Annotated in this window: 15 protein-coding genes; 2 read left to right on the plus strand and 13 right to left on the minus strand. The window is 48.1% G+C overall.

The annotated features are described in order from the left end of the window. Positions 1–51: 51 nt before the first annotated feature. On the minus strand, positions 52–1,554 hold the full coding sequence (gene thrC / locus ACZOWY_RS03325) for a threonine synthase (RefSeq protein ID WP_484392877.1): 1,503 nt from the start codon (positions 1,552–1,554) through the stop codon (positions 52–54). A gap of 16 nt (positions 1,555–1,570) precedes the next feature. Beyond that, entirely contained in the window at positions 1,571–2,050 is a 480-nt protein-coding gene (gene ybaK, locus ACZOWY_RS03330) for a Cys-tRNA(Pro) deacylase (protein ID WP_484392882.1), read from the minus strand. Between the two features lie 142 nt (positions 2,051–2,192). Between ybaK and nadE the strand changes: the two genes are divergently transcribed. After that, positions 2,193–4,109, plus strand: coding sequence for an NAD(+) synthase (nadE, locus tag ACZOWY_RS03335; protein WP_484392886.1), 1,917 nt, complete (start codon positions 2,193–2,195; stop codon positions 4,107–4,109). Next, on the plus strand, positions 4,110–4,667 hold the full coding sequence (locus ACZOWY_RS03340; RefSeq protein ID WP_484392889.1) for a 3D domain-containing protein: 558 nt from the start codon (positions 4,110–4,112) through the stop codon (positions 4,665–4,667). Positions 4,668–4,842: 175 nt separating this feature from the next. Here the strand turns inward: ACZOWY_RS03340 and ACZOWY_RS03345 are convergent, their stop codons facing one another. From ACZOWY_RS03345 to ACZOWY_RS03395, 11 genes are all read right to left on the minus strand, one after another. Beyond that, the gene (locus tag ACZOWY_RS03345) at positions 4,843–5,787 is read right to left on the minus strand and encodes a nitronate monooxygenase (protein WP_484392894.1); all 945 of its coding nucleotides are present in this window, start codon (positions 5,785–5,787) and stop codon (positions 4,843–4,845) included. Between the two features lie 53 nt (positions 5,788–5,840). Beyond that, positions 5,841–6,269, minus strand: a complete 429-nt coding sequence (locus tag ACZOWY_RS03350) for a hypothetical protein (protein WP_484392898.1) — start codon at positions 6,267–6,269, stop codon at positions 5,841–5,843. A 12-nt stretch (positions 6,270–6,281) separates the two neighbouring features. After that, complete coding sequence (locus ACZOWY_RS03355; protein ID WP_484392901.1) at positions 6,282–7,835, minus strand: hypothetical protein; 1,554 nt, start codon at positions 7,833–7,835, stop codon at positions 6,282–6,284. Beyond that, positions 7,832–8,743, minus strand: coding sequence for a UDP-N-acetylmuramate dehydrogenase (gene murB / locus ACZOWY_RS03360; protein ID WP_484392904.1), 912 nt, complete (start codon positions 8,741–8,743; stop codon positions 7,832–7,834). Before murB ends, ACZOWY_RS03355 begins: the two co-directional genes overlap by 4 nt. A gap of 1 nt (position 8,744) precedes the next feature. Further along, a complete protein-coding gene (locus ACZOWY_RS03365; protein ID WP_484392907.1) occupies positions 8,745–9,080 on the minus strand; it encodes a YlbF/YmcA family competence regulator in 336 nt (111 codons plus the stop codon). Between the two features lie 53 nt (positions 9,081–9,133). Beyond that, complete coding sequence (locus tag ACZOWY_RS03370; protein ID WP_484392910.1) at positions 9,134–10,174, minus strand: M15 family metallopeptidase; 1,041 nt, start codon at positions 10,172–10,174, stop codon at positions 9,134–9,136. 2 nt (positions 10,175–10,176) lie between these two features. Continuing rightward, entirely contained in the window at positions 10,177–10,962 is a 786-nt protein-coding gene (locus ACZOWY_RS03375) for a carbon-nitrogen family hydrolase (protein WP_484392911.1), read from the minus strand. 33 nt (positions 10,963–10,995) lie between these two features. Beyond that, on the minus strand, positions 10,996–11,583 hold the full coding sequence (locus ACZOWY_RS03380; protein WP_484392913.1) for a YqeG family HAD IIIA-type phosphatase: 588 nt from the start codon (positions 11,581–11,583) through the stop codon (positions 10,996–10,998). Continuing rightward, positions 11,580–13,172, minus strand: a complete 1,593-nt coding sequence (locus ACZOWY_RS03385) for a sensor histidine kinase (protein ID WP_484392917.1) — start codon at positions 13,170–13,172, stop codon at positions 11,580–11,582. The genes ACZOWY_RS03380 and ACZOWY_RS03385 overlap by 4 nt, the downstream gene beginning before the upstream one ends. A 15-nt stretch (positions 13,173–13,187) precedes the next feature. After that, the gene (locus ACZOWY_RS03390) at positions 13,188–13,901 is read right to left on the minus strand and encodes a response regulator transcription factor (RefSeq protein ID WP_484392918.1); all 714 of its coding nucleotides are present in this window, start codon (positions 13,899–13,901) and stop codon (positions 13,188–13,190) included. 254 nt (positions 13,902–14,155) lie between these two features. Beyond that, positions 14,156–14,728: a C40 family peptidase gene (locus ACZOWY_RS03395; protein WP_484392919.1), complete on the minus strand. Its 573-nt coding sequence runs from the start codon at positions 14,726–14,728 to the stop codon at positions 14,156–14,158. Positions 14,729–15,094: the final 366 nt, after the last annotated feature.

The following is a 15,094-nucleotide window of genomic DNA, read 5'->3' on the forward strand; positions in this document are numbered from 1 at the left end:
CACAGTCATTGCCATCGGGCAAGACTTTTTTACATAGTAAATAAAAATATTTTATTGTGCAATTTCCAACGTCTTTTTGATGTGTTGTGCCATCTCGTCGGCTGCAATCACTTCTTTGTGCAGGACGGGCATCGATTCCAGTGCTAAAACCTGTGGAGGCACTGCGGTTTCTGTTTCTTCCGCGAGACGGTGTGCCGCTTCAAAAGGATCAGTTTCATTTAATCCTGCCGCCTTGCCGATTCCTTCCAGAACCGTTTTGCAGAATTTAAAGGGGCTTGCCGTGGAAAGGACGACAATATAACTGTCATCGCCGCTCAGCAGGCGGTATTTTTCTGCAGCCCGCCAGGCCACCGATGTATGCGGGTCGATCAAATATTCAAAGTCATTATGGACACGCCCTATTGAATCCACGGTCTCCTGTTCGTCAATCCACGCTGCGAAAAATAATTCCCTGATCTGTTCCAAAACATCTTTGGAAACCTGATACTTCCCAGTTGTATTTAGTTGCTCCATCCAGTCTGCAACCTGTGCCGCATCATTTTCCGTAAGGTCAAACAGCAGCCGTTCCAGATTGCTGGAGACCAGGATATCCATGGAGGGAGAAACAGTTTTGTTCAGCTCACGGTTTTTATCATATACACCCGTGTTGATAAAATCTGTCAGCACATTATTAGAATTGGAAGCGCAGATAAAGTGTTTTACCGGCAGCCCCATCTTCTTTGCATAATAACCGGCCAGTATGTCGCCAAAATTCCCGGTGGGAACAGAAAAAATAATCTTTTCTCCCGGCTTGATACGCTCATTCGCTACCGCGTCGGAATAGGCTTTAAAATAATAGGTGATCTGTGGGGCCAGTCTTCCCCAGTTTATTGAATTGGCAGACGAGAAAACCCAGCCGCAGTTTTTAAGTTCCTTTTCAAGTTCAGCATTACCGAAAATCTCTTTCACGCCCCGCTGGGCATCATCAAAGTTGCCGTGGATCCCAAATACTTTTGTGTTTTTTCCCGCCTGGGTCACCATCTGCAATTTCTGTACCGGGCTGACACCGTCTTCCGGATAAAACACAATAATTTCCGTACCGGGAACATCTGCAAACCCTTCCAGCGCCGCTTTCCCTGTATCTCCGGACGTAGCGGCCAGGATCACGATCCGGGTGTCAGAACCGGTTTTTTCCTGGGCTTTTGTCATCAGATGCGGCAGGATCTGCAGGGCAATATCCTTAAATGCCATAGTCGGACCGTGCCATAATTCCAGTACATCCGTACGTTCCCCCACTTTGCGCAGGGGCGCGGGATCTGCCCCGAATTTTTCAGACGAGTACGCGGCCCCGGCACATTCAGCCAGTTCTTCCACACTGTAATCCGTAAGGAAGTTTTCCAGTATCATGACGGCCATCTGCTCATACGACAGCGCATGCATCCCCAGGATCGAATCCAAAGACAGACTCGGGAAAGACTGGGGAACGAACAACCCGCCGTCATCGGCCAGCCCTTCTTTGATTGCATGGGCGGAAGATACTTTGCCAACCTGCCCCCTGGTGCTTACAAATAACATTTTCCTGTCTCCTCTTTTACATCACTAAATAATCAACCACAGCCCCTGTTGCCCGGACCAGATCCGCAGGAGCTGCCAGTATCTGCATCCCGCGCATACCGGCACTGATGGCAATGCGGTCAAACTCCCGGCAACTTTCATCCAGAAAGACCGGATACGCTTTCTTAGCTCCCAGAGGGGAACAGCCGCCCCGGATATAACCTGTCAGCGGCAGCACTTCTTTCAGATGGACCATTTCACAGCGTTTGTTACCGCTTACCCTGGCAAGGGCCTTTAAATCCAGCTCTCCGTTTCCGGGAATTACCGCAAAAACAACACCCGTTTTGTCACCGCGCACACACAGTGTTTTAAATACCTGTTCCGGCGGCATGCCGACCTCCGTCGCCACATGGACGGCATCCAGATGCTCCTCGTCTACGGGATAGGTTTTCAATTCATATTTGATTTGCAGTTCATCCAGAATACGGGCTGCATTTGTTTTCTTAACTTTTTTCACAAGAAATACCTCCTGTGCTTATATATAGTAAACTAAAATATGGAAAAACGCAAATATCTCTGCTATAATTTATATAATAATACAATTGACAATTGCTTTACGATATATCGCTGATAATAATTAACAGAAAGAGGCGCGGAAAATGGCGTTGAAAATTGCCTGCGGACAACTGGAGATTATAGCCGGGCGTCCGGATTTGAACACAAAAAAAATGATACAGGTAATCAGCCTGGCAAGAAAAGAATCTGTAGATATCCTGTTATTTCCTGAACTTGCTGTTCCCGGCTCTATGATTGGTGATTTATGGGAACAGTCTGCTTTTCTGAAAGACTGTGAAACCTTCGGGCAACAGATTATTGCCGCGACAGAAGGGATCACTGTCATTTTCGGTAACGTAGCGACTGACTGGAAACGAACGAACCAAGACGGGCATGTCCGTAAATACAGCGCCGCTTTTACGGCACAGGGCGGAAGGCTCGTCCCTACGGAACAGGGTCTGGATTTTGTCGCAAAATCATTCCTGCCAGCGTACCGTGAATTTGATGATCCCCGCTATTTTTCCGGACAGGACAGACTGTTAAAGGACAAGCGTATTTCCCTCAAAAACGGGTTGAGCTCTGTGGCTATAAAAATACGTGGCACAGAATATAAGCTGGGTATCCTGCTTTGTGAAGACGGATGGACGGAGAACTATCCTTTTTCCGTACCTGCCATGCTTAAACAGGGGGGCGCGGAATTATTGTGTAACCTTTCCAGCTCCCCTTTTACACTGCACAAGAATCAAAAGCGTCACGAAGTGTTTGGCCATCAGGCCAAAACACTGCAACTGCCACTGATCTACTGTAATCATACCGGCATCCAGAACACCGGTAAGAATATTTTTACCTTTGACGGACAAAGCTGTGTTTACGGGCCGGATGGTATGGTTAAGGCAGCCGCGCCTATGTTTGAAGAAAAGCTGCTGGTTTTCTCATGGGATAAAGGAAGCGCAAAGATACGCGCCTATGCTGCAGAGGATGAACTGATCGCCACGGAGGACGACGAAACAGCCATCTTATATAAAGTAATACAATACGGTACCAGGCTTTTTCTGAAGCAAACCGGCATCAAACGCATGGTTATCGGGGCTTCCGGCGGCATTGATTCAGCCGTGACAGCTGCCCTGTTTACGGATATCCTTGGCCCGAACCAGGTGCTGCTGGTAAACATGCCCAGCCGCTATAATTCAGAACTGACCAAAAACCTGGCGCAGCAGCTGGCAGAAAATCTGGGCTGCTGCTACACCATTGTCCCGATCAACGACAGCGTGTCCCATACTGTTGAACAGCTTTATACTCCCATTCATAATTACACGACAAACCGGGATTTTAAAGTAGAACTGGATGGGCTGATGTACGAGAATATACAGGCCCGGGACCGCGGTTCCCGAATTTTGGCCGGGTTCTCTGCCGCGTTTAAGGGCGGCATCAGCTGCAATGCCAATAAAGCAGAGGCCACTGTCGGTTACGGTACTTTTTACGGGGATCTGATCGGACTGTTCTGCCCGCTGGGAGATTTATGGAAATATCAGATTTATGCTCTGGGAAAATATATTAATGAATATGTATATAAACGAAAAGCAATTCCCGAAACAATATTTACGATCCGTCCCAGCGCCGAACTGTCACAAGAGCAGACAGTGGGCAACGGCGGCGACCCGCTGGTGTATGAGTATCATGATTATCTGCTTCGTTCTTTTATAGAGAATTGGGAGAAAGCTTCTCCTGCAGAGATACTCAGGCACTATATTGATGAGGATCTTGAACGATTTTTGGGCTGCAAGGCCGGAATAGTTTCAAGTATTTTCCCAAGCCACGCTGCTTTCTGTCAGGACCTGGAACGCTGGTATGGCCTGTTTACCGGCCTTGCCGTTGCCAAGCGCATCCAGGCGCCTCCCATTTTGAGCCTCAGCCGAAGAGCATTTGGTACGGATTTCCGGGAAGCCCAGCTGACGACTTACTACTCTATGGAATATAAAGAAATGAAAGAAAAATTATTGGTACAGGAGCGTTTGTTCTAAATGAAATTCAATATGCAGTTCTTTTACCGCGCGATATCTCTGGGTGCTGTTTTCTGGACGACCGTGTCCATGTCTGCCTATACGCCGCATGAAACAGGTTCCCGGAATACGGCCAGCGGCGCCAAAGCAAAAGAGGGTTACACCTGTGCTGCCAATTTTGTGCCGATCGGCAGCGTGATTATTTACGAAGGACATAAATATGTCGTTCAGGACAGGATGAATCCGACACATGACCGGCACGTAGATCTTTTTATGGAATCCCATAAGAAGGCCCTGCAGTTTGGACGCAGGGAAGCCAAAGTGCAGGTCATTACCACAGATGACGATCATTTGAAACTTCCGAAAGAGGATAAGACAAAGAAAAACAGGAACAGTGAGAATAAGCAGAACGAAACCCTTAATGGGCAGAAGCAGCCTGAACAAGCAGACATAATAAAAGCACAGCAAGACCAACCTGCGCAAACGGAAGAAATGAAGTCAACAGAGGAAACCGCCCACAGTTCCCTTCCCCACGCACCCCATGCGCCTCAGGTTTTAAAACCGCAGGCCAGACCCTGACAACCAGCCGGAATCTGATTGCCGAAAACAAAGCAGCAGACCGGAGCACTTCTCTGATCGCAATTCATTCAGTGAATTGCCTGACATTGTTAGAGATGTACTCCGGTCTGTTTTGTTTTAGTTTTACGCTTATCTGTTACCGTGCAGCTTCATTTGTAATGAAACAGCTGTTGACTTACAGCGCAATGCAGGCAGCTTTTGCAAGCGTTGCTTTTGCATCAGAGATAATTATTTCTATTACCTCCTTACAGGGCAGTACCTCATTTAATACATTCAGGCTCTCTCCCACCATAATGCTGCCGTTCTCGATGTCGCCCTCTTTCATACCCAGGCGGGCCGTTCCCGTCCCCAGTTCCATCAGTTGCGCATTTGTCGCGCCGCCGGTTTCTGCTTCCAGGTACTTCTGCGTAAATGCGTTTTTCAGACAGCGGACACCCATATTTCTTGAGAAACCGGTTACCACGCAATCGGTATCGGTTGCATTGATAATCATTTCTTTCGTTTTCTCGTGGACCGGGCATTCTGTTGTCAGCAGGAACCGGGAACCCATCTGCACACCGTCTGCGCCCATCAGCAGGGCCGCAGCCATAGCCCGGCCGTCAGAAATGCCGCCTGCAGCCAACACCGGTATGGGATACTCTTCCTTTAGTACATTGGAAAGCAATGCCATACAGGTCAGGGTACCGATATGTCCGCCGCCTTCCATGCCTTCGATCACCATCGCGTCCGCCCCGGAAGCCGCGACCCGTTTTGCCAGTTTTACATTGGGTACTACAGGAATTACTTTGATTCCGGCTTTGTGCATCGGTTCGATCCAAGGAACCGGATTGCCTGCGCCGGTAGTGATGAATGCAACTTTTTCCCTGCAGATAAGTTCTGCAATCTCGTTTACATTGGGAGCCATCAGCATCAGGTTGATGCCAAAAGGCTTCCCGGTCAGGCCTTTTGCCTTTTTAATCTCTTCTTCAACCCACTCCGTAGTGCGGCCGCCTGTGCCGATGATCCCGGCCCCGCCTGCATTAGATACGGCTGCGGCCAATGTTCCGTCGCTGCTCCAGGCCATGCCGCCCTGGATAATCGGATACTGAATTCCCAACAATTCACAAAACCGGTTCTTCATACGTATTCTCCGTTCTGCCAGAAATCCGGCAACATGCAATCTCAAAAAACATATTATTGAAACAATTTTGACAGAAAAATGATAATCGAGCCTACCACCAGGCCGATGATCCCGATAAACAGGAACGTCGGCAGAACAAAACAGATAACTCCCAATACAATCAGGGCAAAGATGATCCATGTCCACAGACTGCCACCAAGCCGGTACACCTTAAAACCGGAGTGATTTCTGTTATCATCATACGGCCTGTCGGCACGCTGATACGTATCATCCTGCTGATCATAGCTGTTTTTCTCCTGATATTCAGCTCGTTGCGTATAACCATCGTCCCCGGAAGAGCCTTCCATCTCAATGGTCGTCCCGGCAAAGTTATCCCTTTCTTCCCTGGTCAGGCTTTTGGCCTCAAAATCAACTTTTTTATGGCAGTAAGGGCATTCCGTCAGACTGTCATCGAAATCATGCCGGCAGAATTCACATAACATGGGTTCTCCTCCTTATGAAAAAACCATATTCATAAAAGCGTCTTCACTCATGTAGCGCGGATCAAACGGTTCCAGCCGCAGGGCGTCCCGGATCGCAACGCTCCGTTCTGCAACACGGTTTATATCAATATGTATGCTTTCCGCATAGGGAGAAATTTCCAAAAGGAATGTCCCGGTACTATTCATGTAGTTCTCAAGTAACGCAAGAGTCCAGACCATTACATCTTCATCGCTGAAACACGCAACGGGACTGACTGCGTGAAAATCACTCCACATCTGCGTCAGGTTGTTGCGATCCTGCCAGGATATGTTCAGCAGTTTACTGAACTGCTGAAGGAGCTGGTGTACCGGATCCTCTTTCCGGATTACAGCCGGTTTATACTCCCCGGCCCTTGCAGAAGGATATACCGGTTTCATTGGCATATCCGGCGCCGCTGCATAGGCAACCATATGCATAACCAAAGCGGGATTATCCGTCACAAACATTTCCCAGTCTGCATCCGGATGCGCAACCCTGTAATAGGCAAGAAAAGCAGACAAACGGTTATACAGGGCTTTTTGCGCTACGGGAGAGATTATTACACTTCGCAGATACTCGGTGATCAGGTTGCCGTCTTCAAAAACATGGGCAATGCATAAAAGATTACGGACATCTACAGATTCATCAACCGGCAGACTCAACTCTGAAATGCTTCCTGTAAAAAAGTCACGGCAGCTGAACCAGCCGTCCGATTCCTCACCTTCAATTGTAAAAACCATCATCTGGATCTTCAGCATAGACTCCAGCAATCCGATCAGAGCGTTGTTGGATTTTCCGTACTGCGGGTCAGGGTTCTTTTTATAATACTTGTAAAAATGTTCTACCGGTCTTTCGTTTGTATCCCGTAAGCGGTAATCAAAAATAAAATATTCCCAGTAAGAGGATAACAGTTCGGGACGGCCCTGATTCATTTCCGGTTCTGTTTCGGATCCAAAAAATGCATAGCTGGCGCGTCGCCTGTCTAAACGGAACCGGGCGTCGTCGAAATACTTCTGCATCATGTCAAACAGGGTCATGAGTTTCTGGCCCAGCTGCATGAACACTTTATTTTCCAGATCCGGTTCCCGGTTGGTCCTGTATTTTTCATATTCTGCAGGGAGGGCGCCGTCCTTTTGAAACAGCAACAGGCTGCCATCCTGCCCCAGCAACTTTAACCGGCACTTATCCGCTGCTGTGTCACTGCTTATTGCTTTTTTCTGTTTTAAGAAACGGAGCAACCGCTGGATTACCGACAGAAAATGGTCCACACTTTCGTAATCCAGTTCGAAATCACCGATATTCCGGTGACACCAGCTGATACAATATATAAAGTCTTCACCGCTCATGTCACCGATTTTATAGGAGGTGTTACCGCAATATATCAACAGATACATGACCTGCTGCCAGATTTCCAGTAACTCGTCATCGGTTGCGCCCCGGAATGCTTCCATCCGCAGAAACTGCTCTGCATACCTGCGTTCCAGGACTGTGTTCCACCCCTCATCATCGTTATATAATTCGTTGATTACGTCGTAAATATTTGTCATTCTTCTCCTAATACCAAAACTTCCGGTACTAAAGCTACGTTATAATTCTCAAGAATCTTTTTCTGGATATATTCAATCAAATGCAACACATCCGCTGCCGTAGCGTGATCCGCATTGACAATAAAACCGGCGTGTTTGACAGACACTTCTGCCCCGCCGATCCGGAAGCCTTTTAATCCGGATTCTTCTACCATCTGTCCTACAAACCTGCCCTCAGGACGTTTGAATGTGCTGCCTGCACTGGGGATATCCAGCGGCTGCTTGCTGATACGGCGCTGACTGAAATCGTCCATCCTGGCCTGGATTGCAGCCTTGTCTCCCTTTTTCACCTTCAACGTCACATCCAACACAATGACATCGGATTCCTGCAGGGCAGAATGGCGGTAGGAAAATTGCAGATCATCATGATGCAACGTTTTTATTTCTCCGGCCCGGGTCATAACCTGTACGGACACAACGGCGTCTTTCATTTCTCCGTCGTAAGCACCGGCATTCATATATACAGCGCCGCCGAGACTTCCGGGTATTCCTACAGCAAATTCCATGCCTGTATATCCGGCTTCTCCGATGATACGGCAGCACTGGGCCAATGAAACACCGCTCCCGAACCGGAACGTGTCGCCGTTCTGTTCCCAGTGCTTCAGGGCGTTGCCAAGTTTCAGCACGATTCCGCGAATTCCTTTATCCCTCACCAGAAGATTGGAACCGTTGCCTACAACAGTCAGGGGGATATTCCCTTCCCGTGCGATTTTGAGCACATTCCTCACTTCTTCTGTATCCGAAGGAATGACCAGTGCATCTGCCGGCCCGCCTATATGGAACGAGGTGTGGAAAGACATGGGCTCGTCAAACCGGACCTGCCCGGTAATATCTGTTTTTAAACGCAAAGCCGTTTCCTGTTTCAGCATATTATTCCGCAACTTCCTTCACGACATCCGTGATCGTCTTCGATACGTCCTGGAACATCAGCTGGAAACGCTGGAACGCATTCAGGTAATTCATCGCCAGCGGGTTCAGGCTGAGGGTACGCATCATATCATTAAACTGGGTTTCCTTTTCAGCCGGGATCTCCTTCTTCTGATACCGGGCGATTTCCACTTCCTGCCCCAGCTGCATGAAACGGGCGACCAGTGCTTTGGTGTCCGGTTCCGCAGATAATTTTTCCTTTGCTTCCTTTAACACGGCAAACTCACGTGTTGCCCGCATTTCTCTTGCCAGTTCATTGGCACAATCATATACTGTCATTATGGATTCTCCTCCGTAATAAATTTTACACACGTCACATATTGTAGCACATTTTACTTAATCTGCCCATAGGGAATATTTAAATGCTGCCAGCCCTTCAAATCACCCAGTGTAAAATGCCACCACTCTTCTTTGCCCTGAGTAAAACCGTTCTTTGTCATCACGGAAACCAGCAGATCCCGCAGGGTACGTTGTTCCTCCGTTCCGCCCGTAAAGCCCGGGAACTGGCGGACAGACACCTCATCAAAATCACTGATCATGGTCACGGCTTCCCCGCTTGTCAGATCATACAGGCTAACGTCTACCGCACGCCCCGTATTACGGTCTTCCCCTTTATCCGGAGACGGGAGCATGCTTTTTTTATCTTTCGGCAGAAGATCCGATGCCAGTTTGGAAATGTGCCAGGGCCGATAGGCTTCCCATACTAAGATCCCATACCCCCGTGTTGCAAGCTGGTCGGCAGCCTTTTTCAAAGCGGCAGCTGTTTCTGTATCTGCAAAGGCTTCCGAAGAATCATACAGGGAAATGCCGAAAATGTTATTTGTTCCCGTGTAACGCAAATCAAACTTAACATTGGGAACGACCAACCGGATGCGGACCAGCTTCCCTGCCTGTCCCTGCTGCAGCTTTGCCGGCATGTCGGCCTTAGGCGCCGCGTCTTTCAAAAGCTGGTAGTCCTGATTCATTTCTACCCGGAACACGTTGTTTCCTTCGCCCGGAAAAAAACTCCGGGTAAACCGTTTGCCTCCAATCTTGCAGACAATACCGTTTCCGTCTGTATCCCGTTCAAAATGCACCGGGGCTTCTGTACCGAGGATAGGGCCTTCTTCGTTCAGCGTATAGGAATCAAAGTGAACTTTTTTTAACGGGAAAATGTTTCCCCACCGAAAGTCTTTGTCTTCCGGGTCAGTATGATACACAATTTGCAAAACGCCTTTTTCCTCCCGCAGCAGAAATGCGGAACCGTTTCCGTAATACAGACCTAACAGATAATTTATATCTTTCGGCACCGGCTTAGCTGCGATTGCGTCAGGAGACAGGAAAAACAGGCAAAGGGTAAGCAGAAGGAAAAGTGAAACGATTTTCTCTTTCATGACTAATCACCCGGTTCCGAAATCTTAAAACGTACGTCTGCCAGGGCATTTAGATTGCTGCGCACCTTTTCGATAACATCCAGATCAATATCTGCATAAATGATTTCTTCGCTGTCGCCGCCTTCCGCAAGGATACGGTTCAGGGGATCGATCACCCGGGAGTGTCCGTAGAAAGGATCGCCTTTGAAAGAACCGACACAGTTCACCGCAGCCACAAACACATGGTTTTCGAAAGCCCGGGCCCTGGATAATAAATCAAAGCCGTCTCCTCTGCGCGCCGGCCATTCAGCCGGACAGACTATCAGCTGCGCACCCTGTAAGGCAAGATGCCGGTAAAGTTCAGGAAACCGTAAATCATAACAGATTGTAGCGCCGCAGCATATACCGTCCAGGTTGAACACATCAAAAGAGTCACCCGGCGCAAAGAACTTTTCTTCTTCAAACATGCCGAAAAGATGCGCCTTGCCATATTCATAAACCAGTTTTCCCTCTTTGCTGATGGCAGGGATCATATTATATATGTGGCCATTTTTCCGGATCGGCAGTGAACCGGGCAACAGCGAACAGTTATGCTTTTTAGCAATCCTGCACAAGGTTTCCACCAGCGGGCTGTCCAGTGTTACCGCTTCCTCTTTCAGATGGCCCAGGGAATATCCGGTCGTCCAGATTTCCGGCAAAATAACCAGATCGCTCTGGCGTGCTGCTTCTTCCAGAAGCATAAGGCCATGTTCCGTATTCCCTGCACAGTTCCGTTCTTTGATTTCCATCTGGACCAGCGCTATTTTCATGTTAATACCAGCTTTCTTAATTCATATTTCTTATTATTTTGTTTCAAGGTCTTCTTCCGGGAGAAGTCCCTTTTCAGCAAGACGTCCGGTTATCCACTGTTCCAAAAGCCGGAGTACTTTCGTACCGATAAAATCATTTTTGGAAAGGGGGCGAAGCCACGCAGCCGGTAAATGATACCAGTGAGCCCCCAGCACATCCGTAAACAACTGATCTCCTGCAGCCAGAATCCGGGAAGGATGCTTTGCCAAATCAGCAAAAACATCTCCGTCTGATGCAACAGATGATTCCAGCAGCCGCAGCGCACCATCGTAAGCCCGGGGAAAGGGTTTGCCCGCCCAGGTCAGGATGGGGATCGACAATCCGTTTCTTTCCAGCTGCTTTTTGATTGCCTCCACCCTTTCGCCGCCGTTATTGGAAGCCAGTACCAGCGCAATACCCTGTTTCTGCATCCGCATCAGCCAGGCTATGTTCTTTTCCGGCACAACATAACTGTTGCGCGGCAGCAGTGTATTGTCTATATCCATCAGCAATGCCCGGTAATGATGCTTTCGCATCCATTCCGGTGTAATCTTCGCAAGTGCGGAAAATCGGTATTCCGGATTCAGCATTTCGAACATCATGGCTGCCCTTCCTGACGTATGACGGCTTCCCTGGGGAAATTCACCACAAACCGGGTCCCTACACCGACCTGTGAGAACACTTCGATCTGCGCGCCATGCATACGGACGATTTCTTTGGCAATCGCCAGTCCCAGCCCCGTTCCTTTGGAAGAACTGTGTGCGTGTGACTTGTCGACCTTATAGAATCGTTCAAAGATAAAAGGTAAATCTTCTTCCGGAATCCCGGGACCGTTGTCTACAACACTTAACTCAAAAGCGCCGTTAGCCTGCAGCTTCGTTTCAAAACGGACATGGCTTCCTTCGGGCGAGTATTTGATGGCATTATCACCCAGCAGCAGCACCAGTTGAACGATCTGGTCACCGTTCCCCAGTATTTCCACGCCTTCTTCCACCTGAAGTTTTAAGGTAATATGTTTCGGCTCTGCCTTTACTTTCAGTTTTTCGGCCACATTACGGATAATCTCCGCCACAGGCAGCGGCTCTGTATCCGATACTTTCAGCTTATCTGCAGACTGCAGCCGGCTGATGTCCAGAAGAGCACGTACCAGCCGTTCCAGCCGTTTGGTTTCACTGCCGATCAGGTCACAGTACCTTTTGTTGGGATCCTTTTCTTCCAGGCTGTCGCTCACAATATCGTTGTAACCCCGTATGATGGTGATGGGGGTCCGCAGTTCATGGGATACATTGGCCACAAAATCGCGTCGGATCTTTTCCATCCGCGCCATCTTGCCCAGATAGTTGCTCAGTTCCGTGCTCAGGTGATTGATGGCATTCCCGAGCTCGGCAACTTCATCTTCACTCCCAACTTCTACCATGCGTGAATAATTACCCTTAGCAATGGCGATAGTAGCATCTTTCATAGAAACCAGAGGCTTTACAATCTGACGGGAAAGACTGCGTACCATAAACAGGCTGAGCAGCAGTCCCAACAGACCGACAATGATAGTAAAGATGTACACATTCCTCAAAAAGCCTCCAAAACCGCTCAGAGGTTCTGCCATCAGGATCGCGCCACGGGAGTTTATTGAGTTCCCGTAAGGGACGCCAACCAGGATAACCTGCTCTTTGAAATACGGATGATAAATCTGGGAACGTACACTCTCCCCACGGTAAATATCTTTCAGAATTTTATTTACGTTACGGGATACCTGACCGCTTTTGATTTCTTCTGCCAGCCGTGACGTATATTTATAGACAGGAATAGTGTCTGCCGGAGCGGGAATGGAAACATCGGGCTTACCGGTTCCCACCTTTCCTCCGGCTGTAATTTTGCTGGCGTCATCCACATCTGCCGCGATATTGGAGGCAGCCAGCAGATTATAATCATTGTCGAACAGCCAGATACGGGCGCCTACCAGACGGTCTACCGCAATGATATACCGCATCAGCATATACCGGTTATTATCTTTTGTAACAAAGTACTCCACGGTATCTGCCATCTCGTGACCCTTCTGGGCCAGCTCGTCTTCTTTGATTTTAAAAAAGTAGTCTGCAATTAAATAGGAAGTACCGGCTGTGATGCCGACCACCACAATAACGATGATGGCCATAAAGCTGTACATCAGCCGGGTACTCAGAGATTTGTTCACACTGCACCTCAAAAATTATGCTTTGGCAGGCTCAACCGTTTTCCTTTTCAGCTCGAACTTATAGCCTACACCCCAGACCGTTTCAATATCCCAGGCTGAATCTTTCGGAATGGCCAGCTTCTGGCGGATCCGTTTAATATGAGTGTCTACCGTACGGGTATCCCCAAAATAGGTATAACCCCAAATAGATTCCAGCAATTGGTTGCGGGAAAAAACTTTTCCCGGCGCGGATGCAAGATAATAAAGCAGTTCAAATTCTTTCGTTGTAAACGTAACAAGCTTGCCTCCAGAAGTGACCTGCATCCGTTCCCTGTCAATAGAAAGGCCTTCATACTCAATCTTCCACTTATCGCTAAGCTTCTGGAACCCGCCGGACCGGCGCAGTACGGCTTTGACGCGGGCCACTACTTCGCGTGGATTAAAGGGCTTGGTAATGTAATCGTCCGCACCTTTTTCCAGCCCCAGGATCCGGTCGTCGTCTTCGTCCTTGGCAGTCAGCATGATGATGGGAAGGTCATAGCGGCGGCGGATTTCTTCGCAGGCCGTGATCCCATCCAGTACCGGCATCATGATATCAAGCAGTACCAGGTCCGGTTTTTCTTTTCCAATCATTGAAAGAGCCTGCTGTCCGTCTTCTGCTTCCACCACAACAAAATCTTCCTTTTGAAAATATACACGTAAAATCTCACGAATCTGGGGTTCGTCATCCGCAATCAGTATTTTAGACATAGCTTTCTCCTTTTCTCCGTTCAAAACTAAAACTTGCAAACTGTACCTGTCCAGATGTAACAGCATGACTGTCCTGTCGTTATCATATCTCATCTTACATTATGTATTATACAATATAAATGACATGGAAAACAGAGGCTGCTGTTTCATCTCACAAAAGATTTACAAAAATGACGAAAAAGCGCCATATATAAAAGTAAAAACAGGCAAACCGGAACGGTCTGCCTGTTGAAAGTCATACTTGTGCCGCCTGTTCAGTTATACACTCTGCCTGCGCCCAGATACCTGGCGCCCCAGTAACCGGTGAAGACTTCTGCAACAGAAATGCCTTTACTGCTGGAAGCATGAATAAATTTACCGTCCCCGATATAAATACCCACATGGGAAGGACCGGGGCAGTAAGTCTCAAAGAACACCAGGTCGCCTGTCCGCAGATTTCCTCTGGAAACATGGGTTACAGCATCATACTGCGAATCTGCCATACGGGGCAGGGAAATACCGGCTTTGCCAAAAACATAGCATACAAAACCGGAGCAGTCAAACCCTCCGGGAGACATGCCGCCGAACATATACGGAACCCCAAGCATGCTGTACGCAGCCCTCAGAATAGTACGGGTCATCATGTGGTTGCCATAACGGTCCGGAGGTAACTCCTTGTTTAAGAGATTACGATACGTAGTATCATTGACAATTCCGTCAACAGTTAATCCTTTTGCTGTCTGGAAATCCTTTACCGCTTTTTCTGTAGCCGGGCCAAATACGCCGTCAATCTCACCTACATTGTAGTGCAGGACAGCCAGTTGTTTCTGGATTTCAATCACTTCCATCCCGCGGTCGCCTACCGCAAAATCGGCGAACGCTGTTGAAAATGAAAAACAGGACAATGCAACAGTTGCAAAAACAGTAGCAAGCTTTTTAAAAGACATTCAGAAAACACCCTCTCAGATAATTTGTTTTGCCAATTACTGAGATCCATAAAAAAACATGTAAAAGCAACTATACCATTACTGCAATTTTATATAAATCTCCAAAATTCATCTAATTACAATACATATTATAGCACAATTCCGACAAAAGTTTGTGAACTTTTCCATTAAGAAAAATGCAATTTGATGTCATGACATCTTCGTGACATCAAATTGCGCAGTTGATAACCATGCGGGTTTAGGACATCCCACGGTAAAATAATTTCA

It is taken from the genome of Succiniclasticum sp. (genome assembly GCF_056977735.1).

What these genes read in the sequence shown, in the direction of transcription:
- thrC (WP_484392877.1), bottom strand. Translation starts at nt 1,554, where the DNA reads ATGTTATTTGTAAGCACCAGGGGGCAGGTTGGCAAAGTATCTTCCGCC.
- nadE (WP_484392886.1), top strand. Translation starts at nt 2,193, where the DNA reads ATGGCGTTGAAAATTGCCTGCGGACAACTGGAGATTATAGCCGGGCGT.
- ACZOWY_RS03340 (WP_484392889.1), top strand. Translation starts at nt 4,110, where the DNA reads ATGAAATTCAATATGCAGTTCTTTTACCGCGCGATATCTCTGGGTGCT.
- ACZOWY_RS03345 (WP_484392894.1), bottom strand. Translation starts at nt 5,787, where the DNA reads ATGAAGAACCGGTTTTGTGAATTGTTGGGAATTCAGTATCCGATTATC.
- ACZOWY_RS03350 (WP_484392898.1), bottom strand. Translation starts at nt 6,269, where the DNA reads ATGTTATGTGAATTCTGCCGGCATGATTTCGATGACAGTCTGACGGAA.
- ACZOWY_RS03355 (WP_484392901.1), bottom strand. Translation starts at nt 7,835, where the DNA reads ATGACAAATATTTACGACGTAATCAACGAATTATATAACGATGATGAG.
- murB (WP_484392904.1), bottom strand. Translation starts at nt 8,743, where the DNA reads ATGCTGAAACAGGAAACGGCTTTGCGTTTAAAAACAGATATTACCGGG.
- ACZOWY_RS03365 (WP_484392907.1), bottom strand. Translation starts at nt 9,080, where the DNA reads ATGACAGTATATGATTGTGCCAATGAACTGGCAAGAGAAATGCGGGCA.
- ACZOWY_RS03370 (WP_484392910.1), bottom strand. Translation starts at nt 10,174, where the DNA reads ATGAAAGAGAAAATCGTTTCACTTTTCCTTCTGCTTACCCTTTGCCTG.
- ACZOWY_RS03375 (WP_484392911.1), bottom strand. Translation starts at nt 10,962, where the DNA reads ATGAAAATAGCGCTGGTCCAGATGGAAATCAAAGAACGGAACTGTGCA.
- ACZOWY_RS03380 (WP_484392913.1), bottom strand. Translation starts at nt 11,583, where the DNA reads ATGATGTTCGAAATGCTGAATCCGGAATACCGATTTTCCGCACTTGCG.
- ACZOWY_RS03390 (WP_484392918.1), bottom strand. Translation starts at nt 13,901, where the DNA reads ATGTCTAAAATACTGATTGCGGATGACGAACCCCAGATTCGTGAGATT.
- ACZOWY_RS03395 (WP_484392919.1), bottom strand. Translation starts at nt 14,728, where the DNA reads ATGGAAGTGATTGAAATCCAGAAACAACTGGCTGTCCTGCACTACAAT.